The 24,554-nt window shown below is 66.0% G+C and carries 19 protein-coding genes; 7 read left to right on the forward strand and 12 right to left on the reverse strand.

Annotated features, from left to right (window positions below; all coding sequences use genetic code 11):
• Window positions 1–54: 54 nt before the first annotated feature.
• On the reverse strand, window positions 55–1,362 hold the full coding sequence (locus tag ACIBW7_RS07075; RefSeq protein ID WP_397044956.1) for a YhgE/Pip domain-containing protein: 1,308 nt from the start codon (window positions 1,360–1,362) through the stop codon (window positions 55–57).
• Between the two features lie 251 nt (window positions 1,363–1,613).
• Complete coding sequence (gene argS, locus ACIBW7_RS07080) at window positions 1,614–3,329, reverse strand: arginine--tRNA ligase (protein WP_397045743.1); 1,716 nt, start codon at window positions 3,327–3,329, stop codon at window positions 1,614–1,616.
• A 227-nt stretch (window positions 3,330–3,556) separates the two neighbouring features.
• On the opposite strand from argS, the gene ACIBW7_RS07085 reads away from it, so the two are divergent.
• Window positions 3,557–4,093, forward strand: coding sequence for a DUF3558 family protein (locus tag ACIBW7_RS07085; protein ID WP_397044958.1), 537 nt, complete (start codon window positions 3,557–3,559; stop codon window positions 4,091–4,093).
• A gap of 57 nt (window positions 4,094–4,150) precedes the next feature.
• Here the strand turns inward: ACIBW7_RS07085 and ACIBW7_RS07090 are convergent, their stop codons facing one another.
• On the reverse strand, window positions 4,151–5,398 hold the full coding sequence (locus ACIBW7_RS07090; RefSeq protein WP_397044960.1) for an SPFH domain-containing protein: 1,248 nt from the start codon (window positions 5,396–5,398) through the stop codon (window positions 4,151–4,153).
• Window positions 5,399–5,830, reverse strand: a complete 432-nt coding sequence (locus ACIBW7_RS07095) for an NfeD family protein (RefSeq protein ID WP_397044962.1) — start codon at window positions 5,828–5,830, stop codon at window positions 5,399–5,401.
• A gap of 223 nt (window positions 5,831–6,053) precedes the next feature.
• Between ACIBW7_RS07095 and ACIBW7_RS07100 the strand changes: the two genes are divergently transcribed.
• From ACIBW7_RS07100 to ACIBW7_RS07120, 5 genes are all read left to right on the forward strand, one after another.
• A complete protein-coding gene (locus tag ACIBW7_RS07100; protein ID WP_397044964.1) occupies window positions 6,054–7,271 on the forward strand; it encodes a hypothetical protein in 1,218 nt (405 codons plus the stop codon).
• Window positions 7,272–7,328: 57 nt separating this feature from the next.
• Window positions 7,329–8,156, forward strand: coding sequence for a DUF3097 domain-containing protein (locus ACIBW7_RS07105; protein ID WP_397044966.1), 828 nt, complete (start codon window positions 7,329–7,331; stop codon window positions 8,154–8,156).
• Window positions 8,157–8,344: 188 nt separating this feature from the next.
• Window positions 8,345–9,163 carry a hypothetical protein gene (locus ACIBW7_RS07110; protein ID WP_397044968.1) on the forward strand — a complete coding sequence of 273 codons (819 nt, stop codon included), beginning with the start codon at window positions 8,345–8,347 and terminating at the stop codon, window positions 9,161–9,163.
• Window positions 9,164–9,273: 110 nt separating this feature from the next.
• Complete coding sequence (locus tag ACIBW7_RS07115) at window positions 9,274–10,044, forward strand: S1 family peptidase (protein WP_397044970.1); 771 nt, start codon at window positions 9,274–9,276, stop codon at window positions 10,042–10,044.
• 184 nt (window positions 10,045–10,228) lie between these two features.
• The gene (locus tag ACIBW7_RS07120; protein ID WP_397044971.1) at window positions 10,229–12,691 is read left to right on the forward strand and encodes an FHA domain-containing protein; all 2,463 of its coding nucleotides are present in this window, start codon (window positions 10,229–10,231) and stop codon (window positions 12,689–12,691) included.
• A 192-nt stretch (window positions 12,692–12,883) separates the two neighbouring features.
• On the opposite strand, the gene ACIBW7_RS07125 is transcribed toward ACIBW7_RS07120, so the two are convergent.
• The 8 genes from ACIBW7_RS07125 to ACIBW7_RS07160 all read right to left on the reverse strand — a co-directional run bounded on the left by ACIBW7_RS07125 (window position 12,884) and on the right by ACIBW7_RS07160 (window position 21,346).
• Entirely contained in the window at window positions 12,884–13,945 is a 1,062-nt protein-coding gene (locus ACIBW7_RS07125; protein WP_397044972.1) for a ferrochelatase, read from the reverse strand.
• A gap of 21 nt (window positions 13,946–13,966) precedes the next feature.
• Window positions 13,967–14,803 carry an NADH-dependent enoyl-ACP reductase InhA gene (gene inhA / locus ACIBW7_RS07130; protein WP_397044974.1) on the reverse strand — a complete coding sequence of 279 codons (837 nt, stop codon included), beginning with the start codon at window positions 14,801–14,803 and terminating at the stop codon, window positions 13,967–13,969.
• Between the two features lie 72 nt (window positions 14,804–14,875).
• Window positions 14,876–15,592, reverse strand: coding sequence for a 3-oxoacyl-ACP reductase FabG1 (gene fabG1 / locus ACIBW7_RS07135; protein ID WP_040691902.1), 717 nt, complete (start codon window positions 15,590–15,592; stop codon window positions 14,876–14,878).
• A 121-nt stretch (window positions 15,593–15,713) separates the two neighbouring features.
• The gene (locus tag ACIBW7_RS07140; RefSeq protein WP_357472199.1) at window positions 15,714–16,718 is read right to left on the reverse strand and encodes a VWA domain-containing protein; all 1,005 of its coding nucleotides are present in this window, start codon (window positions 16,716–16,718) and stop codon (window positions 15,714–15,716) included.
• Window positions 16,715–17,665: a DUF58 domain-containing protein gene (locus ACIBW7_RS07145; RefSeq protein WP_063040353.1), complete on the reverse strand. Its 951-nt coding sequence runs from the start codon at window positions 17,663–17,665 to the stop codon at window positions 16,715–16,717. The genes ACIBW7_RS07140 and ACIBW7_RS07145 overlap by 4 nt, the downstream gene beginning before the upstream one ends.
• Before the next feature lie 32 nt (window positions 17,666–17,697).
• Window positions 17,698–18,921: an AAA family ATPase gene (locus ACIBW7_RS07150; RefSeq protein ID WP_397044977.1), complete on the reverse strand. Its 1,224-nt coding sequence runs from the start codon at window positions 18,919–18,921 to the stop codon at window positions 17,698–17,700.
• A 157-nt stretch (window positions 18,922–19,078) separates the two neighbouring features.
• A complete protein-coding gene (locus ACIBW7_RS07155; protein WP_397044979.1) occupies window positions 19,079–20,506 on the reverse strand; it encodes an NlpC/P60 family protein in 1,428 nt (475 codons plus the stop codon).
• A 264-nt stretch (window positions 20,507–20,770) separates the two neighbouring features.
• Window positions 20,771–21,346 carry a DUF6676 family protein gene (locus tag ACIBW7_RS07160; protein ID WP_397044981.1) on the reverse strand — a complete coding sequence of 192 codons (576 nt, stop codon included), beginning with the start codon at window positions 21,344–21,346 and terminating at the stop codon, window positions 20,771–20,773.
• Window positions 21,347–21,680: 334 nt separating this feature from the next.
• Between ACIBW7_RS07160 and ACIBW7_RS07165 the strand changes: the two genes are divergently transcribed.
• Complete coding sequence (locus ACIBW7_RS07165; RefSeq protein ID WP_397044982.1) at window positions 21,681–24,497, forward strand: aconitate hydratase; 2,817 nt, start codon at window positions 21,681–21,683, stop codon at window positions 24,495–24,497.
• The last annotated feature ends 57 nt before the right edge of the window (window positions 24,498–24,554 follow it).

Here is a 24,554-nt window from a genome sequence, read left to right on the forward strand (position 1 = left end):
AGCGAATCGTGAGCCTTCAAATGGCTGGATTGCTCACTCCCATGCCCGCAACGCTCATACCGTCGCGGCTACCTGCTCGGCGGGTTTGCGGTGCAAGCCCTTTCGGTCGTAATACTGGGTCACCACCGAACCGACGACCAGGCCGATACCCAACCCCAGCACCGCCATCCAGCTACCGCGGGCAAGTCCGGCGGCGCCGTTGGCGTTGAAGTAGAGGATGGCGCGCAACCCGAGGAAGACCTGGTGCATGGGTTCGAAGGTGGCCAGCCACTCGAAATACGTCGGCGTCGCTTCGATGGGCACGCTACCGCCCGAGGAGGGCAGGCCGAGCACGATGAACAGAATCAGATTGACCAGCAGGCCCGCGGTGCCGAGCGCGGCCAGTACCGACAGCGCGGTCACCCCGACCGCGATGATCGCCAGCACACAATACAGGAACAGCGCGAGCGGATGATCGAGCGGCACATCCAATGCCGCTGCGACACCGAGGAATACCGCGGAGACGATCGGCGCGGTGACGATCAGGATCGCCCACTTCAACAGCAGGGTGCGGAAGCGGGAGATCGGCGCGGTCGGATAGTGCACGTACCACGGGCCGTACTCGGTCGGTGCGAAACCGAGGGCGGAATCGGTCATCGCGTGGATGATCATCGCACCGGTGAATCCGGCGAGCAGCACCATGATCGTGTAGAAGAACGCGGACAAACCCTGTCCGGTGCCCTCGGGCAGCGGCCGATACGGATCGACCACCACCTGGATCGGATGGGCGAGCATCAATTGGCTGGCACCGGCTAGCTGTGGCGCCTGGCCGCCCGCTGCGGGTTGCAACTGGGTCTGCACGGTATCGGTAAGTTGTTTGCCGACCGTCTCGTCGACGCGAGTCAGCGCCTGATCGGCAATGCGCTGCATGACCCCGGTGGCGAAACTGCCCGCCCGAGGGTTCGTGTGCACCGTGATGATCGGCTGTTCGACCTTGCCCGGCACCACACCGGCCGCGCCGAGAATGGCCAGCCGCTTGGTGAAGTCACTGGGGATGACGATCGCACCGTAGACCTTGCCCTGGCTCAGTTGCCGCTGCGCCTCGGCGAATCCGACGACCCGCAGGTCGATCTTATCGGTGGGCAGGCTCGCGACGAGTGCGTCGGTGATCTGATCGCCGACATTGGTGGGCTTGCCGCCCAGGGTATCGCCGTCGTCCTGATTGACCAGTGCGACAGGGAAATCGTGCAGGTTCTTGGTCGGATTGACCACGTATGCCAGATACATCGTGGCCAGCAGCGACATGAGCAGGGTGACCACTGCGACCGGGGCGATCCAGGCCCGTGGCCGCAGATGGCGGGCGGCGGTTCCGGCAATCGTCATGGCCGCACGTTAATCCGTCGCGGCGGTGTTTCGGTACCGATCCGGCGTCTGTCGGTTGCTGCTCACACCGTGGTACCGACACCCATCACGGAGACCACGATCACAATCTCGGCGCGGCGGCGAAGTCGACGCCGCGGCGTTAGCGCAGCATCGCGGCCGCATCGGTGTCGGTTGTAGCGAGCGGAATCCAGTGCTGCTGTAGGACTTCGGCGTCGAAGCGATAGGGCGACTGAGCGCGGCCCGGATCCTGGCTACATGCGCTCGGGTGCGGCAATGCCCAGAAGTCCGAGACCGTGCGCGAGTGTCCGTGCGGTCGAATCGCACAGTGCGAGACGGTTTTCCCGCAACTGGTCAGGCGCGGTGAGGACCGGGCAGGTCTCGTAGAAGGCGGTGAAGTCGCGGGCCAGGTCGTAGAGGTAGCCGCACAGCCGATGGGGTTCGAGGGTTGCGGCGACCTCGGTCACGACGGTGCTGTAGGCATCGAGTTCGAGTGCCAGGGCCCGTTCAGCGGGTTCGAGTGCGATTGTCGGATCGATCCGCACGGCATGGTCTCGAGCTTTGCGCAGGATGGAACGGATTCTGGCGTGCGCGTATTGCAGATAGACGCTGGTGTTGCCGTTCAAGGCGACCATGCGGTCCAGGTCGAAGGTGTAGTCCTTGACTCGGGAGGTGGACAGGTCGGCGTATTTGACCGCACCGATCCCCGTCGGTTCGGCGATCGCGTCGAGTTCGGCGGCAGGCAGGTTCGGATTACGTTCGGCGACAACGGCTCTGGCCCTCGTGACGGCGTCGTTCATGAGATCCGTCAGCCTCACCGTGCCGCCCGCACGGGTTTTGAAGGGCCGCCCATCCGGGCCGAGCACGGTGCCGTAGGCGATGTGTTCGGCCTCGATGTCATCGGTCGACCAGCCGGCCCGCCTGGCGGCTTCGAAGACGAGCCGAAAGTGCAGGGCCTGACGGGAATCGGTGACATACAGCAGCCGCTCGGCGTGCAGGGCCTGCACCCGGTACCGGATGGTCGCCAAATCCGTTGTGTCGTAGCCGTATCCGCCGTCGCGCTTGCGAACCATCAGCGGGACCGGTTGGCCGGCGGGGCCATCGACCTCTTCGGAGAAGACGACCAGGGCGCCGTCGCTCTCGACGGCGATGCCCTTGTCGACCAGCTCGGCGATGGTGTCGGCCAGCATCGGGTTGTAGAACGACTCGCCGACATAATCGTCGGCCGTCAGCAGGACACCGAGCCGATCGTAGATTTCACCGAACGCCCGCTCCGATTCGGCGACGATCTCCCGCCACCGCCGCAGGGTGGCCGCATCGCCGGATTGCAGGGCCACCACACGCGCCCTGGCCCGCCCCGCGAACGCCGGGTCACCGTCGAATTCCGTCCGCGCCGCCTTGTACAGCGCGTCCAATGCCGAAACCGCCGACGCATCGCCGCTCAACTCATCGTGCCGCCAGCGCACCCCGGGATGCTCATCCAGATACTGGATCAGCATCCCGAACTGAGTTCCCCAGTCCCCCAGGTGATTCTGCCGAATCACCGCAGCTCCGAGGAAGGTCAGCACCCGTGCGATACAGTCGCCGATGATCGTTGTCCGTAGATGCCCGACATGCATTTCCTTGGCGATATTGGGGGCCGAATAGTCGACCACCGTCCGCCGCCCGCGTTCGAAATCCGGTATACCCAACCGATCATCATCGAGTCGACCCGAAACCTGTTCCCACACAGCGCGGTCCGACACGGCGATATTGAGGAATCCCGGCCCCGAAACGGTCACCGCGTCGAACAGGCCATCGCCCGAACCCAATGCCGCGACCAATTCCGCCGCGAACTCAGCGGGCCGCACCCCCACCCGCTTCGCGACCGCAAGCGCGACATTCGACTGGAAATCCGCGCGCCCGGAGCGTCGCACCACCGGATCCGTCCCCACCAGCTCCGGACGAGCCCGACCGATCGCAGCAGTCACAGCCCCCGCAACCCGATCGAGCAGCGGCACTACCCCGGAATCAGCCACGCGCAATCCCTCCTGTCCTAGTGGACCGTGAGTATTGCAGCGCAGCCGGTGCCAGGCCGAACCCTTTTCCGCAGGCGACGGCCCTTGGCAGGTCACAGCGCCGAGACCGCCCTGCCTGCGGACCGGCCGGTAGCCTCGACGGGTGGCCGAGGGCTCGGTGTTCGAAGAAGGGAGCGGCTGTGACCGCATTCGGTGTACGTAGCGGACTGGCCGTGCTCGCGGCCGCCGGACTGCTGACCGGGTGTTCCGATATGGCCGCGCCGGACGCCCACCCCACCGCCACCCCGTCGGCCAACTCATTGGCGAACTGCACGCCGCTGACCGAGGAGCAGATCAGCCGGGCCGCGCAGGCCGAAACCCTCACCACCGGCCACCGTCCGCCGGTCTGCCTCTGGCAGGCGCAGCGCGGCACCGACGAATCCGATCTGACCTTCACCTACACCGACCGCGAATCGCTCCAGCAGACATGGCAGCGGGCCGAGAACGACGGGTTCCAGACCGAACATCTGACGATCACCGAACAGATCTTCGGCGCGACCGTCACCGCGACCGGCTTCTACATCCGCAATCCACACGATCCAGGTGACTGCTCGGTCGCCGCCGCGGACAACGGCACCATCGTCTGGCGCGTCCAAAACCATTCCCACACAACAACACCCGACCCCTGCGCCATTGCGCTCGAATTGGCAACGCTGACCATCGATCTCGCGCCCTAGGTATCGAACAAGGCACCCCGGACCTCGACGAGATCCGGGGTGCCTGTGGTTCACCGACTACTGCGACGGCGGCTGCCAGGGCTGTCCCTGCGGCCCGTCCGGGCGGTACGGCGGCTGATGCGGCGGAATCTGCTTGGGCGGGGTCTCCTGCTGCGCCGGCACGACCGGCTGGTGCGGGGACGGCTGGGTCCGGGTCACCGGGGTCGCCACGCCATCCACCGAAGCGCGGGCATCGGCCTCCGCGGCGCGCACCGCCTGTTCGATGGCCGGGTCGCGGGCCGTATCGAACCAGCCCTCGACATCGGAATCGTCCTCCGGCTTGCTCTCCACATCGTCGACCGGGGTGGGTTCGTAACGGAATACGCCGTCCTCCCCCTTGGTCGCGAAGTTCTGGGCGAAGCCCTCGAGCGCCTTGCCGAAATCGCTCGGCACCAGCCACACCTTGTTCGCGTCACCGCGGGCGACAAGCGGCAGCGTCTGCATGTATTGGTAGGCAAGTAGTTCCGGCGTCGGCTTACCGGATTTGATTGCGGCGAAAACCTTTTCGATGGCTTTGGCCTGGCCCTGTGCCTGCAGGTAGGCCGCGGCGCGTTCACCCTGGGCGCGCAGAATCCGGCTCTGCCGTTCACCTTCGGCCGCCAGGATCGAGGACTGCTTGGCGCCCTCGGCGGACAGGATCTGCGCCTGCTTGGCGCCCTCGGCCGTCTTGATCTGCGATTCGCGGGTGCCCTCCGCGGTGAGGATCATGGCGCGCTTCTCGCGGTCGGCCTTCATCTGCTTCTCCATCGACTCCTGGATCGATGGCGGCGGATCGATGCTCTTGAGTTCGACCCGCGCGACGCGCAGCCCCCAGCGTCCGGTGGCCTCGTCGAGCACCCCGCGTAGCTGACCGTTGATCTGATCGCGGGAGGTCAGCGTCTGCTCCAGGGTCATGCCGCCGACCACATTGCGCAGGGTGGTCACGGTCAGCTGTTCGACGGCCGCGATGTAGTTGCTGATCTCGTACACCGCCGCCTGCGGGCTCGTCACCTGGAAGTACACGACGGTGTCGATGTGCAGGGTCAGGTTGTCCTCGGTGATCACCGGCTGCGGCGGGAAGGACACCACCCGCTCGCGCAGATCGACCTTCGCGCGGATCCGGTCGGCGAAGGGCACCAGGAACGTCAGCTGGCCGGAGACTGTGCGCGAATATCGGCCCAGTCGCTCGATGACGGCCGCCTCCGCCTGTGGCACCAGCGCGATCGATTTGAAGACCACCACCACGACCAACAGCACCAGCACGGCGGCAACGATGAGCACAGCCATTTACGGCTCCTTCCAGACGACGGCGGTCGCGCCGTCGATCTTCATGACGTACACCGTGGTTCCCTTCGCATACTCGACCGTCGAATCGAACGGCCGCGCTGTCCACTCTTCGCCGCCGATTTTGACCAGGCCGCTGTGCGCGCCGACCGACTCCAGCACCAGAGCCTGCTTACCCGGCAGCGCGTCGACATTCGTCGGAATCGGCGGCGGAGTTCCGAAGCGGCGCCGCAGAACTGGCCGCACCCCGAGCAGCAACACCAGCGCCAGCACCGCGAAGACCACGGCGTCGGCGACCAGCCCGGTATCGGCCACCGCACCGACCCCCGCGGTGCCGAGCGCGGCGACGCCCAACATCAGCAGCGTGAGGTCCCCGGTGAGCATCTCCGCCGCCGCGAGCAGCAGGCCCGCGACCAGCCAAACGATTGCGGCCACAGCCCCACTGTAGTGGTCCGAACCACTTCTGTGGCGCGACAAACCCAAGATCACCGGCGGCGGTTCGACGCGACCTATGCCGTACTGCTCAGCCATCGAAACCGAAACCACTGTGCGCCTATTGATTTCGATCGAAATGGGACGCAGCAGCAATCCGCTGAACCAATCCGGCTCCGCATCCGTAATCGCAACAACATCGCGTACGAAGGACGAGGAACCTGGCATGTTTCGGAGATCACGCACCGCCATTTCAGCTGCCTGCATCGCGGTAGTCGGTCTGCTGGCCGGGTGCGGCATCACCGGTATCCCGGTCGCGGCCGAACCGGATGTTCGCAAGCTGGAGATCGGCGATTATCCGGTCGACAAATACCACTACGACCAGGACGCGCACGGCAACGGCGCACTGCTGGAAGGCATTCGGATGGCCGAGGCGGTGGTGCCGACGAGCCGCATCGATCCGAAATTGACCTTCGGTGTGCTCGGCGGCGTGGTTTCCGATAACCGGGAGGCGGCCGACTATTACACCGGCAGCGCGTCGATACCGGTGCTCGAGCGCCGCAAGATGCTGGTGGCCTACGGCGCGGTCGGGGCGGACCGGCCCTATGAGCCGTTCCAGATCGATCAGCGCGGCCCCGGCCCGGACGTCACCATCATCTCGCAGCTGCTGATGCGCTTCCCGAACGCGACCGAGGCCGAACAGGCAGCACGCGAACTCGAGGCCGCCGATTTCGCGGTCGCACCCGATCAGAACAAGCGGCTCGAGCTGGACAGATATCCCAATTCCCACACCCACTGGCGGCCCGATGTCGCCAATATCGGATCCTTCATCGCCGACAAAGAATTCGTCCTGCAGGTATTCATCCAGCGGCCCAAGGCCGATGAACGCGATCTACTGGGCTGGCTCGGCAACACCTTCGACGCCGAACTCGCCGTCGTCGACAAATTCCGGGCCACCCCCGTGGACCAGCTCGACGACTTGAAGGTCGATCCGGACGGTCTGCTGGCCCGCGCTGTCGTCCGCGACCGCCGCAACCACACGCTCGACCTGCGCGAATTCAGTGTGTACGGCCCGGCCATCGTCGTGCACACGGCCTCGAATCAGGCCACCTCGCAGCGGATGATCGACGAAACCGGGCTGGACGCCTGGGCGATCGCGGACGACACCATCGTCTATCGAGTGCGCGACGAGGCCTCGGGGCCGCGCCTGGTCAACGAGCTCATCGCGCGCTCCGGTGACGAATACGATCCGATCGATGCGCCCAAGGATGTGCCCGGCGCGATCTGCCAGCGGCTCAATCGGCGCGGCGATACCGATAAGCAGTTCGCGCACAGCTGCTACGTCACCTATAAGCGCTATGTCGCGAACGTCAACGGCGATAACGAAGCCGATGTTCGACAGAAGGTGGCGGCGCAGTATGCGCTGTTCGCCAATAGTCTGTGACCGGCACACCAACTCGCTTGCGCCGCAACCCGAACCGGCGGTGCTAGTTTCGGGCGGGTGAGCGGGCGTGACATGTATGGCGGCGACATCTTCTCCGGGCATTCGCGATCGAAGAAGCGGACCGTGCCGACGGTCGTCGCCGAACGCGACCTCGTGGTGGAGGATGCGGCGACCGGGTTCTGCGGTGCCGTGGTCGGATTCGACCGCAGCTACGACGGCGAATTCGTCAAGTTGGAGGATGCGCGCGGTGCCGTGCGGCTATTCGCATTGCGCGAGGCCGCATTCCTGATCGACGGTGCGCCCGTCACGCTGGTCCGGCCCAAGGCCGTGGCGCCGAAGAAGCCGACCCGGTCGGCATCGGGTTCGACTCGGGTGGAGGGGCTGCGCGCGCAGGTCGCGAAGACGAGCCGGATCTGGGTGGAGGGCGTCCACGATGCCGCATTGGTCGAGCGGGTCTGGGGGCACGATCTGCGGGTCGAGGGCGTGGTCGTCGAACATCTCGAGGGTCTGGACAATCTGGCCGAGCGGCTGACCGAATTCGCGCCCGGACCGGGTCGGCGGGTCGGTGTGCTGGTCGACCACCTGGTCACCGGTTCCAAGGAAACCCAGCTGACCACCGGCCTCGGTAAGTATGTGCTGGTCACCGGACATCCCTATATCGATGTCTGGCAGGCTGTGCGCCCTGCGGCGGTCGGTATCGCGGCGTGGCCGGGGGTGCCGCGCGGCGAGGATTGGAAGACCGGTATCTGCCGTCGGCTCGGCTGGGGCACACCGCAGGAGGGGTGGCGGCGGGTCTACAACGCGGTCGAATCCTTCCGCGATCTAGAATCCCCCCTGATCGGCGCGGTGGAGCGGCTCATCGATTTCGTCACCGAACCGGAGTGACCATTGGTATCGGGTCCATTCGCTGAAATCATGTCCCACTCCGCGGAATTCGGCCCGCACGCCAACGGCGGCGGCGCACCCGCCGTTGTGGTACTCGCGGTACCGGGCGGCGGATCGATGCGCGCAGCTCACCGGGGTATCCGGCATGGACGCCCCCGAGTCGCAACCCTCCTTTATGCTCGATAATTATGTGCTCTCCTAGTGCCACGCTGACGGTGTGGGCCGGCTCCTGGCTGGCCGGTTGCAGCGCGCCCGACGACATCCTCGAGGCGCTGTATGCCTGGGCGCCGCGGCACACCATCGCCGCGGGCGATCCGCTGACCGGCGGCCGCGACGACCTGCCGTGGTCTTCTCGCGAGAATCTGTCCGGCACGGGAGTCATGGCGCTACTCAAGGTGATTCGCGAGGCGATGGCACAACCCGGTGCCCAGCTGCGCTTGGTGCTGCCGGTGCCCGGCGATGTGCGCGGACTGCCCACCGGAACGGCCTTCGCCGCTGATGCGATCGAGGCGGGCGAGGGAATGCTGTTCGGCGTACCGGGCGAAGAGGGCACCGGATTGATCCCGCAGTGGCCCGATGACGACACGCTGCAGTGGACCGTCTACAGCACCCCGATTCCGGCCGCGCCGGGACAGAATATGTCGCTCGGCGAGGCGGAATACACGATGCGCGAAGCAGTACGCGATGCCGCCGACGCCCTCATGCGCCTGCACACCACCGCCACGGGCGCGACCGTCGATTCCGACCCCCGCGAACTCATCGAGGCCGAACTCGCGGATTACTCCCGCCACGATTACCCGGATTCGATCCCCTTGCGCGCCAGGCGAATCCTCGACAGCGCTGACCACGTCGCCGCCATCCTCACTGTCGCCCAACGCGAACCGGCCTCCTCCCCCACCTCCGCGACCGCCATCGGGGCCCAGGAAGACCTCCTACGCCCATTGTGGGACGCGATCCGCGCTGCGCGCTTGGTGGCGGTGCACGCCGCGGCTCGGGGCAATCCGTAAAGCACCGGCGTTCGACGTATGAGCCGGCCACCGGTCCCAGAAGGCGCGAGAACACCGGCATCCTCTGGTTGAATAGGCCGAGCGATCGCCTAAATCATCCGGGAGGCGGCATGTTCCGCATACCTCGCATTGTCGCGGCTGCGGCCGCCGCATTCATCGTCGGTCTCGGCGCCCCTGCCGTTCCCGCCACGGCGATCGTGGGCGGAAAAACCATCGAGGCGAGCGCCTACCCATGGCTCGCCGCCGTCGGCAGCCCGTTGTACTTTCCCCGGCCATCGGGGCAATTCTGCGGCGGTGCGCTCATCGCGCCCGATCGGGTTGTGACCGCGGCGCACTGCGTCGAGTTGGCCCGGCTGCTACCGCAGGCGATCACCGTCACCTTCGACCGCACCGATCTGCGCTCGCACGACGGAGTCACCGTGGGGGTCAAGGAGATTCGCATCCACCCGGATTTCCGGGAAAGCGATTTCGAGGGCGAGACCGTGCACCACAATGATCTCGCGATCCTCGTCCTCGACGAGCCGAGACCGGGGCCGTTCCTGGAAATCGCCGCGCCACAAGGCGATCCGCGCGCATACGGCGACACCGGCACCATCATCGGCTGGGGCGCGACCTCCGAGAGCGACACCTCGAATACGCTCCTGCGATCCGCCCCCGTCCCGATCGTCCCCAACACCGCGTGCGCCGCCGCATATGGCTCCGCCTTCGACCCCGCCGATATGCTCTGCGCCGGATCCACCGACGCCGATACCGCCGAATACGACAGCGGCGATCCACTTCTCGTCGCGGGCCGCCTGATCGGCCTCACCTCTTGGGGCAAGGGCAGCGCCCGCCCGGGGTTCCCCGGCGTCTACGCCTACCTCACGACCCTCAGCTTCTGATCGACAACACCGCGACGGAGCCGGCCTGAACTGGTCTGCCTGATCCCGACGTAGCCCTGGACCGCCATATACATCGTCGACACCAACGCCAATCGGGTGTTTGTGCTGACGGGTTGCTGAGGACCGGAATTGCGAGGTAGTCGAATGTTGCCGGGACACCGCGGACCAGTCGTATACTCAGCTCATGGCGGATGACCAGTCATCCATCGAATCCCCTGAGGCGCCGGTTCTCGTGGTGCACACGAGGGAACGCGTCTATCGGCTACGCGCTGGGACGGTGTATAACGTCGGTCGCGATCCGGCATCCGACGTTATAGTTACCGATCCGCGCGCATCTTCGGTGCACGCCGTGCTGGAACGGGGTGCGGACGGTTGGGAAATCGAGGACGCGGGCAGCCTCAACGGCACCTTTTTCGACGGTCACCGTGTCGAGCGGATGCTGATCGACCATGACGAGACGTTCCAGCTCGGTCACGCGGTGGACGGCGAGCAGTTGGCCTGCTCCATAGAGGGGCAAGAAGGACAATCCGGCCAGGAGCCCGCGGAAGATATCGGGGGAGACACGATGATCGTCTCCGATCCGGGCTACGACCTCGAGGACGAAGCAACGGTCACGAAGTTCCAAGCGGGTCGGAGCAGGCGAGTTTCGCGATCGGCACCTTCGCCGGCCCGCCCCAGCGCGGTCGTCCGGATCACCTCGCCCACGCTTCGGATCGGACGCGCGGCAGACAACGACATCGTCGCGCACGACCTCATGCTCTCCCGCCATCACGCCGAGCTGCGTACGATCGGCGACGGCAGATACCGGATCGTCGACCTCGACAGCCACAACGGCACCTACGTCAACGGCCACCGGATCGACGCCGCGGACCTGTCCGAATCCGATTTGATCGGCATGGGGCACACCACGTTCCGGCTGGTCGGCGACGAGCTGCGCGAGTTCGTCGACACCGGTGACGTATCTGTCTCGGTACAAAGCCTCACCGTGCGGACCCCCGAGGGCAAAGTGCTCCTCGACGGGGTGAGCTTCCCCATCCCGCAGCGCTCACTTGTCGGGGTCATCGGGCCCAGCGGAGCGGGCAAGTCGACGCTGCTCGGCGCGGTCACCGGGTTACGGCCCGCGACGGAGGGGACGGTCCGCTACGACGGACGCGACCTGTATTCCGATTACGACGAACTCCGGCACCGTATCGGGCTGGTCCCGCAGGAGGACATCCTGCACAACCAGCTTCCGACGCGGCGTGCGCTGCTCTACGCGGCCGAATTGCGCTTCCCCGGTGATACGCGCAGCGAGGAGCGCGAACAGCGAGTCGACGAGGTCCTCGACGAGCTCGGTTTGACGCGGCACGCCGATACCCGCATCGATAAGCTCTCGGGCGGACAGCGTAAACGCGTGAGCGTCGCAGTGGAGTTGCTGACCAAACCGTCTCTGTTGTTTCTGGACGAACCGACCTCCGGCCTCGACCCGGGCCTGGACAAAACGGTCATGGAAATGCTGTCCGAACTGGCGCACGACGGGCGGACCGTCATCGTCGTTACGCACAGCGTGGCAAATCTTGATTTCTGCGACCGCCTGCTGGTCCTGGTGCCCGGCGGTGAGCTTGCCTATTACGGGCCACCCGCGGAGGGACTGCAGCAGTTCGCACAGCGCAGCTGGGCCGAGGTGTTCCAGGCATTCGACCGTGACGAAGACCGCGACTGGGCCGGTGAGTTCCGGACTTCGCCACGCTTCGAGAACTACGTGGCGGTCGGATTGACCGACGATGTCGGCCCAGCGGAAGTGCACACACCGGCGGCGCCGCCCGCGCAGCAGTCCAAGCTTGCCCAGCTCAGTACCTTGTGCCGGCGATATCTGGCGGTGATTGCCTCGGACCGAAGCTATTTGGCGCTCCTGGGCGTGATGCCCCTGCTTCTCGGTGGCCTGATCGCCGCGGTGCCGTCGGGCGCGGGATTCGCCGGGCCGCCGGGATCCAACGTCGATGCCCCGACCAAACTTATGGTTTTGGCATTCGCGGCATGCTTCGTCGGCACCGGCAACTCGATTCGCGAGATCGTCAAGGAACAGACGATCTACCGCAGAGAACGCGCGGCAGGCCTGTCGGCAGGGGTCTATCTGATGTCGAAACTGCTGGTCCTGGGCGTGATCACCGCCCTGCAGGCGGTGGTGCTCGTCCTGGTCGGGACGATCGGTGTGGATATGCCACCCAAGGGGCTCTTCACGTCTGTCGAGCTGGAGCTGATCCTGGCGATGGCGCTGCTGGGGATCGCATCGCTGGCATTGGGCTTGCTGGTGTCGGTGTCGGTGAACACCTCGGAGAAGACACTGCCGCTGCTGATCGTGCTGTCGATGGCACAACTGGTGCTCACCGGTGGGCTGGTGCGGCTCCCCGGCACACTCGGCCTAGAGCAACTGGCCTACATAGCGCCGTCCCGTTGGGGGTTCGGCGCGGGAGCCGCCACCCTCGACCTCGACACCCTCACACCGCACTCAGGCGCGGCCGATCCGCTGTGGAAACACACCATCGGCACGTGGCTGCTCGACATGGGAGTCGTCGCCGGGCTAGGGGCCGTCTTCCTCGCGCTGGCCTGGTACCGCCTGTATCAGCTGCGTCCACGGCGCCGCGGTGCCCGCCGCGCGCGGATTTGACGCCCCTGTGACGCAAACCGGCGGCTCATCGGGCCGCAATGCTAGAAACCCCGTCCAGATAGGTTTGCCGCGCTCTCAGGTCCGGTTCGCTCGCCGGGCGCAGTCGAAACGCGGCACGACACGCCCTGCGGCACCGCGATATGACTGCGCTCGACGGATCTCGATTACCTCAGAAGCTGGCTGGATGCGGCACTAGGTTGCCGCAGCAGGGCGTCGCGGCGGGGTGCAGCAGTCGATTGCACAGGGGGCACCGTTCACGGTGCAGCCGTAGCCCGGAATGTCGCCGAGTCGGCGTGGCGATACACCGTTCAGGTGCTCGTTGATCAGTTCGACGACCAACCGAGCGAAGCGAGGATCGGTGCCGGGGGTGGCTGCCCTGGCGAACGCCATGCCGAGTTCCTCGGCCTTCTCCCTGGCTTCGTTGTCCAGATCCCAGATGACCTCGAGATGATCGGAGACGAACCCGACCGGGCAGACCACGACCGCATCCACGCCCTTGCCGGACAGATCCTCGAGATGATCGACGATATCCGGATCGAGCCAGGGGATCCGCGGTGGCCCGGAGCGGGACTGCCACACCAGGTCATAATCAGCGAATCCCGTTGCGGCGGCACATAATCGGGCCGCCTCGGCGACCTGACGACTGTACAGACGGCCACCATCCGTGGGCGGTCCCGCAGCAATATCGGCCGACACCGGTATCGAATGCGCGGTGAAGACCAGCCGAGCACCATCGCGGCGCTCGGCCGGAAGCGAATCCACCGCGGCGCGAATCGCCGCCACGAATGCCTCGATCAACAGCGGATGATCGAAATACTGCCGCAACTTCACCAGTTCCGGCGCATCCGGCCCGAAAGCCGCACGCGCTCTTGCGATGTCCTCGTCGTACTGCAGACAGCCGGAGTATCCACCCCACGCCGAGGTCGGGAAGACCAAGGCCGACCGCACACCGTCGGCCGCCATGCGCGCGACGGTGTCCTCGACCATGGGATCCCAGTTGCGATTACCGAAGTACACCGGCAATTCGATTCCGGCACCGGCCAATTCGCGCTCCACCGCGGCGATGATGTCGCGATTGAGCGCATTGATCGGGGAGACACCGCCGAAGTGCAGGTAGTGCTGCGCGACCTCGTCGAGACGTTCGCGCGGCACACCCCGCCCCCGAGTGACGTTCTCCAGGAACGGCATCACGTCCTCGGGCCGCTCGGGACCGCCGAACGACAACAGCAGCAGGGCGTCGGCGGCCCGAACCACGGTGTCTCCCTTCGGATTACCTCAGTTGATCGACATGTTCTCCGGGAACCAGGTGTTGTGGCTGGCTCCGCCGTCGACGTAGATGATCGAACCCGTGGTGCCCGGCAACCAGTCCGAGAGCAGCGTGACGATCGACTTCGCCACCACGGTCGGATCGTCGACGTCCCAGCCGATCGGCGACGCGCCGTCCCAATAGGTGTTGAGCTGGTTCAGCTTGGCGGCATCGTCGGTCGCGGTGCCCGCGATGGCCTTGGCCGCGAGGGTCTTGATCGGGCCCGCGGCGATCAGATTCGAGCGAATCCGCTTGGCGGTGCCGACTTCGCGCGCCACATACCGGTTCACCGACTCTAGCGCGGCTTTGGCCACACCCATCCAGTTGTAGAACGGCATCGCGGTGCGCGGATCGAAGTCCATGCCGACGAGCGAACCGCCCTCGTTCATCACCGGCAGCACGGCGCGAGCCAGCGAGGCGTAGCTCCAGGCCGAGATCTCGAATGCCTTTGCCGCATCCGGACCGGGACCGTCCAGGAACGGACGCGCCTCCGGGCCCATCAGCGTGCGCGGCGCGAAGGCGATCGAGTGCAGCACACCGTCGAGGCCGTCCGGAGCGAGCTCACGGACCTTATCGGCCAGCACGACCAGATCTTCCTCGTTGGTGACATCGAGCGGGATGGCCGGGGCGACCTCTTGCGGCAGCCGCTTGGCGATCCGATCGATCAACCGCAGCCGCTCCGGAATGCCGGTGATGATCACCTTCGCGCCCTGCTCCTGCGCGACCGCCGCCGCGTGGAACGCGATCGAGGAATCGGTGATGATGCCGGTGATCAGGATGGTCTTGCCTTCGAGCAATCCGCCCATGGGTTTTCGGTTCTCCTGTAGTCGAAGTTCAACTGGTTACGCGACCGCCGAACACGCCGGCTGTCGGGTGGGTCAGTGGCCCATGCCCATGCCGCCGTCGACCGGGATCACCGCGCCGGACACGTAGCGCGAATCCTCGGAAGCGAGGAAGCTGACCACGGCCGCGACATCCTCGGGCTCGCCGAGACGCTGCAGCGGAATGAATTTCTTGGCCATATCGCGCAGATCGTCGGGCAGCTCAGCGGTCATATCGGTCTCGATGAAGCCGGGTGCGACGACATTGGCGGTGATCGAACGCGAACCGAGTTCACGGGTGACCGAGCGAGCCAGACCGATGACACCGGCCTTGGAAGCGGCGTAGTTGATCTGTCCGGCCTGACCGGCAAGACCGACCACGGAGCCGAGGAAGATCATTCGTCCCCAGCGTGCCCGCAGCATGGCGCGGTTGGCCCGCTTCGCGCAGCGGAACGCACCGGTCAGGTTCGCATCGATGACCTTGGTGAACTGCTCCTCGCTCATCCGCATCAGCAGGGTGTCGTCGGTGATGCCCGCGTTGGCGACCAGCACCTCGACCGCCCCCTGATGCTGCTCCACCTCGGTGAAGGCGGCATCGACCGAATCACTGTCCGTCACATCGCATTTCACACCGAACAGACCGTCCGGAACCCCCGACCCACGATGCGTGACGGCCACCTTGTGTCCGTCGGCAAGCAGACGCTGCGCGACCGCGAGTCCGATACCGCGGTTGCCACCGGTCACCAGGACAGACCGGGATGTGATGTTCGACATGAGGACCAACCTATCTGTTCGGGTTCGTGCGCCACGCCCGGGCCACACATAGTGCTCTATGTAGAGCCACACATATTGCTCTATGTAGAACCAGGCGCGTCGCGACGGCGGGCGTTGACGACTACGGCAGGCGTTGACGATAGAGCAAGCCGGTAACTACACCGGCAGCGACAACGAGCATGCCGAGCAGAAGCCAGGGCCTGCTGGCATCGCCCCTGGTCATCTCGTAACCGATCTGCTCTTCGAGCGTGTCGTAGACCGCGGTCAGCTCGGTCAGGCTCGAGGCGGTATAGAAATCGCCGCCGGAGAGTTTGGCGATCTCGCGCAGCGCATCGTCGTCGACAGGCACCTTGACGCGCTGGGCGCCCTTACCGTCCTGGTCCGGAATCTCCACCGTGCCCCACGAGGTGCCGAACGAAATCGTCGACACCGGAACGCCTTTGTTCTTCGCCAGGCGGGCCGCGGTGAAACCGTGCCGTGGGTTGTCGACATCCTTGTCGTCGGGCACCGTCTGCTTACCGTCGGACATCAGCACGATGCGCGCGGGCGGCGGCGTTTCCGCACCACCGAGCACGGTGGCGATGGTGTCGATCGACTGCAGCGCGGTGAGAATGCCCTCACCGGTGGCGGTGCGCTCGGCGAGTTTGATGTTGTCGATCGCCGCCTTGACGGCCTCACGGTTCGTCGTCGGCGGCACCATCACCGACGCCGTGCCAGCGAAGGTGACGAAGCCGAGATTGATACCGGGCGGCAGCCCGTCGACGAATTCCTTACCGGCCTTCTGCGCCACCTTCAGTCGCGACGGCGGCACATCGGTCGCCTCCATGGACAGCGAAACATCCATCACCAGAACGACTGTCGCGCGATTGCGCGGCACCTTCTTGACCGCCGTCGGCCCCGCGGCCGCGATGGTCAGGAACACCAGACCGACCAGCATCAGCGCGATCGGCACATGCCGCATCGGACTCGGCCGCGACGGAGCGACCTTCTCCAGCAGCTCCATATTGGTGAACTGCAGCATGTGTCGGTGACGGCTGCGCTGAACGAGGATGTAGCCCAACGCGATCAGCACGACCACGGCGAGGAAACCGAGCCAGACCAGCGCGGTGAAATGCGAAATACTCACTGGCGCGGCGCCCGTCCGCTCGGGGCGCCGAATGCGTGGCGCCGGGTGGACACGAACCGGACCACATCGGAGATCCAGTCCCGATCGGTCTGCAGGGTCAGCACCGGTGCGCCGCAACTACGCAGGGCCTGTTCGACCTGAACGCGATGACGTTCGGCGGCGGCCGCGAAATCGGCACGCAGCGAAGGCGTCACGCTGAATTCGCGGGTGCGCCCGGTCTCGGGATCGTGCAGCACCACATCACCCACGTCGGGCAGCGACAGATCGCGCGGATCGAGCACCTCCACCGCGAGTAGATCGTGGCGCGCGGAGATGGCGCGCAGTGAGCGCTGCCAGTTGATATCACCGAGGAAGTCGCTGATGACCACTGCGAGTCCGCGCTTGCGCTGTGGACGGCGCAGCGATTCGATCGCCTCGCGCAGATCGCCGCGCACACCGTCGCGGGCATGCGGCGTCGTCGCGATCTCGCGCAGCATCGACTGCGCGTGCACCCGGCCGCTGCGCGCGGGAATGCGGGTCAACTGCTCACCGGTCGCGACGACCGCGCCGATCCGATTGCCGCCGCCGCTGGTGAGGTGGGTGATCGCCGCGGCGGCCGCGACCGCGAGGTCGCGTTTCTGACACAGCGCGGTGCCGAAGTCGAGGCTGGCCGACAAGTCGACCACCATCCAGGTCTCGAGTTCCCGGTCCGCGATCATCTGCCGCACGTGCGGATGGGTGGTGCGGGCGGTGACCGACCAATCCATCTGCCGCACATCGTCGCCCGGCTGATAGGTCCTGGCCTCACCCGGCTCCGAGCCGGGGCCCGGAATCAAGCCGAGGTGATCGCCGTGCAGAACACCGTCGAGCCGACGACGGACGGTCAGTTCCAGCGTTCTGAGCGCCGCCGTCAGCTTGGGGTCGGACAGTTCGCCCGAGCGGAAAGACGGTGGTGCATGTGGGGACATCGGCACTGGTGGAACCGGATCCGATGCCGAGGTCACTTCGGCTGGTTATTGCCGGCGGCCGGAGACATCTGCGCGACCGGCGGCTGCGGCACCGCGTCCTGGGGGGCGGGCGGCTGCGGGATCGGCGGCTGCGCGCCGTGCGGACCCATGGCGGGCGACGCAGCCGGAGCGGGTGCGGCCGGCGGCTGTACCCCTGCTCCTTGCGGGGCGACCGCCTGCGGCGCGACCTGTGGCAGGCCGACGGTCTGCAGCACGCGCTTGATCACATCGTCGGGGCTGATCTCGTCGGCGAGCGCGTCGTAGGACAGCACCAGACGGTGGCGCAGCACATCCGGAATCACCTCGACGACATCCTGCGGCACCACATAGTCGCGGCCCCGGATCAGCGCCACAGCGCGGGCCGCGGCGATGATCCCGAGGCTGGCGCGCGGCGAGGCACCGTAGGCGATCCAGCTCGCCACATCCTGCATGCCGAAATCGCCGGGCTTGCGGGTCGCCGCGATCACCCGGACCACGTAGTCGACCAGCGCGTGGTGCACGAAGGTATTCGCGGCCACCCGCTGCAGGCGGATCAGCTCGGACGGCTCGAGGATCGGCTTGGCCTCCGGCGGGGTGACACCCATCCGATAGATGATCTCGCGCTCTTCCTCCACCGACGGATAGTCGACGACCACCTTGAACAGGAAGCGGTCGCGCTGCGCCTCGGGCAGCGGGTACACGCCCTCGCTCTCGATCGGGTTCTGGGTCGCCATGACCAGGAAGGGATCGGGCATCGGGTAGGTCTTGCCGCCGATCGACACATGCCGCTCGGCCATCACCTCGAGCAGTGCGGACTGCACCTTGGCCGGCGCGCGGTTGATCTCGTCGGCGAGAACGAAGTTCGCGACGACCGGGCCGAGCTCGGTATCGAATTCCTCACGGCCCTGGCGGTAGATGCGGGTACCGATCAGGTCGGTGGGCACCAGGTCGGGGGTGAACTGGACACGGGCGAACGAACCGCCGACCACCCTGGCGAAGGTCTCCACCGCAAGGGTTTTGGCGATACCCGGCACACCCTCGAGCAGTACGTGGCCGCGTGCGAGCACCCCGACGAGCAGCCGTTCGACGAGCCGATCCTGGCCGACGATAACGCGCTTGACCTCGTATATCGCCTTCTCCAGGGTCTGGACGTCACGCTCCAGGGTGCTAGGTGCGGGAGCAGCGGCCTCTTTCGCCAAACTTGCCCCGCTCACACCGTCCGTCGAAGTCACCAACATCCCCGCTTTCGCTTTGGTCCTGTGCGTGCTGCCACAACTATTCCAGGTAATGGCCGCATATGCCGCAACCGGACCCGAGATCACGGCAAATCAACAGGTTCGCGGTCGGGTTCGCGGCGTGCGGCCCAGCCTGGGGGTTACCAGACGAGCCTAGGGGTTACGAGACGATCCGCACCGCGTACGGCATGATGCCGCCCTCGCGCACCGGAGACACCCGTACCACCTCGCCGGATTGCGGCGCCTCCACCATCTTCCCGTTTCCGAGGTAGAGCGCAACATGTTCGCTGCCGTTCGGCCCCCAGAACAGCATGTCGCCGCGACTGCGCTCGGCGACGGGCACCCTGGTGCCCGCATTGTATTGATAGCCGCTGTAGTGCGGCAGCGAGACGCCGATACCGGCGAAGGCGTAGATCATCAGACCCGAGCAGTCGAAGCCGACCTTGTTGTAATCGCCGTAGCTGTCGGCGACACCGCCGTCGCGTATGCCGAGGGTCGGCCCGTCCTCGTCGCCACCGCCCCAGGCATAGACGACGCCCAGCTGCGACATGGCCCGATCGACCACGGTTTCGATCGCCTCGGAGCCGCCGATGGACGGCATGGACGGCCCGGTGGCACGCGGGCGGGTCTGGCGCGGCGGCGGCGAATTCTCCATCTGGATATGCGGCCGCTTACCCTCGCCCGCCTGTGCCGCGCGGTCCTTGGCAGCCTGGTCCTGGGCCGCCCGTGCGGCGGCGGCAGCGGCAGCCGCCCGGATGGCGGCCTCCTCGACCTTGCGCTGTTCGTCCCAGGCCAGATAGGCCTCGCGTTGTCCTTGCAGCCCGGCCACATTCGCGCGTGCCTGGTCGAGGCGGCCCTGCACCGCCGTGCGCTCGCGTAGGAGGCCCTCCCGCTGCGCCGCCTGCTGATCCTGTTCGGCCTTCACCGCGGCGACGGCGTTTTCGGCGTCGGTCTTCCGCTGCTCGGCCACCGCGGCGGCCGCGTCGGCGGCCGATTTCGCATGGCGCGCACTGGCATTCCTATTGCCCTGTTCGATCTGGGCTCGGCGCAACGAGTCGAGCACCGACTGCTGATTCTTCGATACCAGCGTGAGCACCTGGGCGCGGCTGAGGGCGACATCCGGGGTTGCCGAGGACAGATAGGTGACCATCGAGGTCGCGGCGGGCCGGGTGTACGCCTGCACCGCGAACTGGTCGAAGTTGCGTCTGGCCTGGTCGACCTGGGTTCCGGCGTCGCTCAGTTCACGCTGGGTCTGCGCCACCGCGGCCGCGGCCGCGTCGGCGGCGTCGCGGGCGTCCTGCAGATCGACGAGGGCCTTGTTCACTTCTTCGCGCTTCAGGGCGATCGCGCCGTCGAGTTCCTGCAGCTTCTGATCCGTCATCGCGACCTGGTTGATCAGCGCACCGACCTCGGTCACTCTGGCGTCGACTTGTGCTCCGGCGTCGGCGATCTGGCTATCGCTCGGATTGGGCGGGGCAGGCGGCACCGCGGCAACCGGTCCAGCCGTGCCGAGCATGGCGGCAGTGACCAGCAACCCCAGAGCGACCCACAGCGGACGCCGAGAACCGGCAACGCCGTTGTTGCGCATCGCACCTCCCAAGGACCCGACCAGGCTTAACCTCACGAGCCCCATGCGAACCATCACGCTCAGTGGTGCACAGATAGCTCTCTGAACACTCTTTCCCCATCAGCACGCATTCGAACCGTACGACACATCATTCACTAAAGAAACTCCAGTAACAGAACTACAGCCGCGTAATTTGGCCGTTGTCGAGAAATAGCCGTATAGGCACGGGGATTCGGTCGGGAAAAACAAACCGACCGACAGGAAAAGTAACTGAGCGGATACTCGCTACGAGGTGAGATCCCGGTCGTCGCCGCGACCGGAAACCCCTACCGGCACAGCCCGCACGGCAGCCCGACGGGATTTGATCCAGTAGAGTCCGCCGACCGCTGCCGCCGTGCCAACCAGCAAAATGCTGGTGATCGCGGTCCAGGAGAACGTCTCCGGCTTTTCCAGGTAATCGACGAAAAGCTGCGCCGCCTGCGCCGAATGACCCTGCGTGCTCTTGGACAAGTCCTCGGCCCGTTCCAGCTTCACCCGGCTGATCGAATCGCTATAGGTGCCGACCCAGTCGTCACTGAGTGCCACTACGGTTCCGTGTTCGGTCCTGCCGACCTCGGTGGCAAGGTCACGTAGATTGGAGTCGTGGCCGGGATTGCCGGGAATCACCACGATGCTGAGCTCGATGCCGTGGGCGCGAGCATCGGCGACGACCGCCTCGAGCGCGTCCTGATCCTTACCCTTCGGCGTGGCCACGTGATTGTCGACCACATCCTCCTTGATCTGGGTCAACGTCTTGTCGTCGATACCAGGGGGGAGTTCGGCGCGCATAGGCGTGAACACCGAAGTGTGCGAGACGGTCATCTTCCATCCGGTCTGTCGAGCCGCATCGGCACGCGAGGCGACGGGCATCCAACACTGCAGGGCGAACCGGTGCAGGCCCACCGGTCACCCCGAACAACTCGAAAGCACAGTACGCGACGGAGTGTCGGACCACCTTCGGACGGCGCGCTCAACGGCACCCGCGCGTTTCACAGGACAAGCGTACTGTTAGGCTCGAAGGCGCGAGGAACCAGTACGTTCCAGCGCTGGGACCCTCCGAACACGTAACCGTAGCGACTGCCTGCAAGTCGCTCGAAAAAACCAGCCGCGGGCACAGCCCCGCCCGTGGCCACCCTCACAGACGAGTGGAGCTGACGTGACGACAAGTATCGATACTTTCGGCGCCAAGGGCACCCTCGAGGTCGGAAGCAACTCCTACGAGATCTTCCGTCTCTCGGCCGTGCCCGGTACCGAAAAACTCCCCTACGCACTGAAGGTCCTCGCGGAGAATCTGCTCCGCACCGAGGACGGCGCCAACATCACCGCCGATCACATCCGCGCCATCGCGAGCTGGGATCCGTCGGCTCAGCCGAACACCGAGATCCAGTTCACCCCGGCCCGCGTGATCATGCAGGACTTCACCGGTGTGCCCTGCATCGTCGACCTGGCCACCATGCGCGAGGCCGTCGCCACCCTCGGCGGCGATCCCGACAAGGTCAACCCGCTCGCCCCCGCCGAAATGGTCATCGACCACTCCGTCATCATCGACGTATTCGGCCGTGCGGACGCCTTCGAGCGCAACGTCGACATCGAATACCAGCGCAACGGTGAGCGCTACCAGTTCCTGCGTTGGGGCCAAACGGCTTTCGACGATTTCAAGGTCGTCCCGCCGAGCACCGGCATCGTGCACCAGGTCAATATCGAGCACCTGGCCCGCGTCGTCATGGTCCGCAACGGCCAGGCCTACCCGGACACCTGCGTCGGCACCGACTCGCACACCACAATGGTCAACGGCCTCGGCGTATTGGGTTGGGGCGTCGGCGGTATCGAGGCCGAGGCGGCAATGCTGGGCCAGCCGGTCTCCATGCTCATCCCGCGCGTCGTCGGCTTCAAGCTGACCGGTGAGATCAACCCGGGCGTGACCGCCACCGACGTGGTGCTCACCGTCACCGATATGCTGCGCAAGCACGGTGTGGTCGGCAAGTTCGTCGAGTTCTACGGCAAGGGCGTCTCCGAGGTGCCACTGGCCAACCGCGCCACCCTGGGCAATATGAGCCCCGAATTCGGTTCCACCGCAGCGATCTTCCCGATCGACGAGGTGACCGTCGACTACCTGAAGCTGACCGGCCGCTCCGATGAGCAGGTCGCGCTGGTCGAGGCCTACGCCAAGGAGCAGGGCCTCTGGCACGATGCCGACAAGGAGCCCGCCTACTCGGAGTACCTGGAGCTGGACCTGAGCACCGTGGTGCCGTCCATCGCCGGTCCGAAGCGTCCGCAGGACCGGATCCTGCTGTCGGAGAGCAAGACCGCCTTCCGCAAGGACATCCACAACTACACCAGCGACGCGGAGACCGGTCCGGCCGCCACCACCCCGCACACCCACCTCGACGAGGCCATCGAGGAGTCCTTCCCGGCCAGCGATCCGGCGGTGCTTTCCTTCGCCGACGACGATGCAGTGCTGCCTTCGGCCGCGAACGGTTCGGTGGGCCGCCCGTCCAAGCCGGTCAAGGTCTCCACCGAGGAGTACGGCGACTTCGTACTGGACCACGGCGCGGTCGTGGTCGCCTCGATCACCTCCTGCACCAACACCTCCAACCCGTCGGTCATGATCGGCGCGGCCCTGCTGGCCCGCAACGCGGTGGACAAGGGCCTGACCCGCAAGCCGTGGGTGAAGACCTCCATGGCGCCGGGTTCGCAGGTCGTCAACGGCTACTACGAGAAGGCCGGCCTGTGGCCGTACCTGGACAAGCTGGGCTTCAACCTGGTCGCGTTCGGCTGTGCCACCTGCATCGGCAATACCGGTCCGCTGCCGGAGGAGATCTCCAAGGCGGTCAACGACAACGACCTGACTGTCACCGCGGTGCTTTCCGGTAACCGCAACTTCGAGGGCCGCATCTCCCCCGACGTGAAGATGAACTATCTGGCCTCGCCGCCGCTGGTCATCGCCTACGCGCTCGCGGGCACCATGGACTTCGACTTCGAGAACGACGCGCTCGGCACGGACACCGACGGCAACGACGTGTTCCTGAAGGACATCTGGCCCGCGCCGCAGGAAATCCAGGACACCATCGACCGGGTCATCTCCCGCGATATGTTCCTCGAGGACTACAAGGACGTCTTCAAGGGTGACGAGCGCTGGCGTTCGCTGCCGACCCCGGAGGGCAAGACCTTCGACTGGGCCGCGGAGTCGACCTACGTCCGCAAGCCTCCGTACTTCGAGGGCATGCCGCAGACGCCGGAGCCGGTCACCGATATCAAGGGCGCGCGGGTGCTCGCACTGCTGGGCGATTCGGTCACCACCGACCACATCTCCCCCGCGGGCAACATCAAGCCGGGCACCCCGGCCGCGCAGTACCTGGAGGCCAACAGCGTCGAGCGCAAGGATTACAACTCCTACGGCTCGCGTCGCGGTAACCACGAGGTGATGATCCGCGGCACCTTCGCCAATATCCGGCTGCGCAACCAGCTGCTCGACGATGTCTCGGGCGGTTACACCCGCGACTTCACCCAGGACGGTGGCCCGCAGGCGTTCATCTACGACGCCTCGCAGAACTACCAGGCCGCCGGCATCCCGCTGGTCGTGCTGGGCGGTAAGGAGTACGGTTCGGGCTCCTCGCGTGACTGGGCCGCCAAGGGCACCTCGCTGCTGGGCGTGAAGGCCGTCATCACCGAGTCCTTCGAGCGCATCCACCGCTCGAACCTCATCGGTATGGGCGTCATTCCGCTGCAGTTCCCGGCCGGTGAGTCGGCCGCGTCACTGAAGCTGGACGGCACCGAGACCTTCGATATCGAGGGCATCACCAAGCTGAACGAGGGTGCGACTCCGAAGACCCTGAAGGTCACCGCCACCAAGGAGAACGGTGATGTCGTCACCTTCGACGCAGTGGTCCGGATCGACACCCCTGGTGAGGCCGACTACTACCGCAACGGTGGCATCCTGCAGTACGTGCTGCGCAACATGATTCGCGGCTGAACGACTGTGCTGTAGTAGGTCCGCGCACCGCGTCACCCGCGGTGCGCGGACCTCTTC

The sequence above is a fragment of the Nocardia sp. NPDC049526 genome (genome assembly GCF_044465765.1).
Taxonomy (GTDB): domain Bacteria; phylum Actinomycetota; class Actinomycetes; order Mycobacteriales; family Mycobacteriaceae; genus Nocardia.

Bases quoted from the DNA above. Each gene is read 5' to 3' on its own strand.
- ACIBW7_RS07075 (WP_397044956.1), bottom strand. From the start codon at position 1,362: ATGACGATTGCCGGAACCGCCGCCCGCCATCTGCGGCCACGGGCCTGG.
- ACIBW7_RS07090 (WP_397044960.1), bottom strand. From the start codon at position 5,398: ATGGCTGTGCTCATCGTTGCCGCCGTGCTGGTGCTGTTGGTCGTGGTG.
- ACIBW7_RS07100 (WP_397044964.1), top strand. From the start codon at position 6,054: ATGTTTCGGAGATCACGCACCGCCATTTCAGCTGCCTGCATCGCGGTA.
- ACIBW7_RS07110 (WP_397044968.1), top strand. From the start codon at position 8,345: ATGTGCTCTCCTAGTGCCACGCTGACGGTGTGGGCCGGCTCCTGGCTG.
- ACIBW7_RS07115 (WP_397044970.1), top strand. From the start codon at position 9,274: ATGTTCCGCATACCTCGCATTGTCGCGGCTGCGGCCGCCGCATTCATC.
- ACIBW7_RS07120 (WP_397044971.1), top strand. From the start codon at position 10,229: ATGGCGGATGACCAGTCATCCATCGAATCCCCTGAGGCGCCGGTTCTC.
- inhA (WP_397044974.1), bottom strand. From the start codon at position 14,803: ATGGGCGGATTGCTCGAAGGCAAGACCATCCTGATCACCGGCATCATC.
- fabG1 (WP_040691902.1), bottom strand. From the start codon at position 15,592: ATGTCGAACATCACATCCCGGTCTGTCCTGGTGACCGGTGGCAACCGC.
- ACIBW7_RS07145 (WP_063040353.1), bottom strand. From the start codon at position 17,665: ATGTCCCCACATGCACCACCGTCTTTCCGCTCGGGCGAACTGTCCGAC.
- ACIBW7_RS07150 (WP_397044977.1), bottom strand. From the start codon at position 18,921: ATGTTGGTGACTTCGACGGACGGTGTGAGCGGGGCAAGTTTGGCGAAA.
- ACIBW7_RS07155 (WP_397044979.1), bottom strand. From the start codon at position 20,506: ATGCGCAACAACGGCGTTGCCGGTTCTCGGCGTCCGCTGTGGGTCGCT.
- ACIBW7_RS07160 (WP_397044981.1), bottom strand. From the start codon at position 21,346: ATGACCGTCTCGCACACTTCGGTGTTCACGCCTATGCGCGCCGAACTC.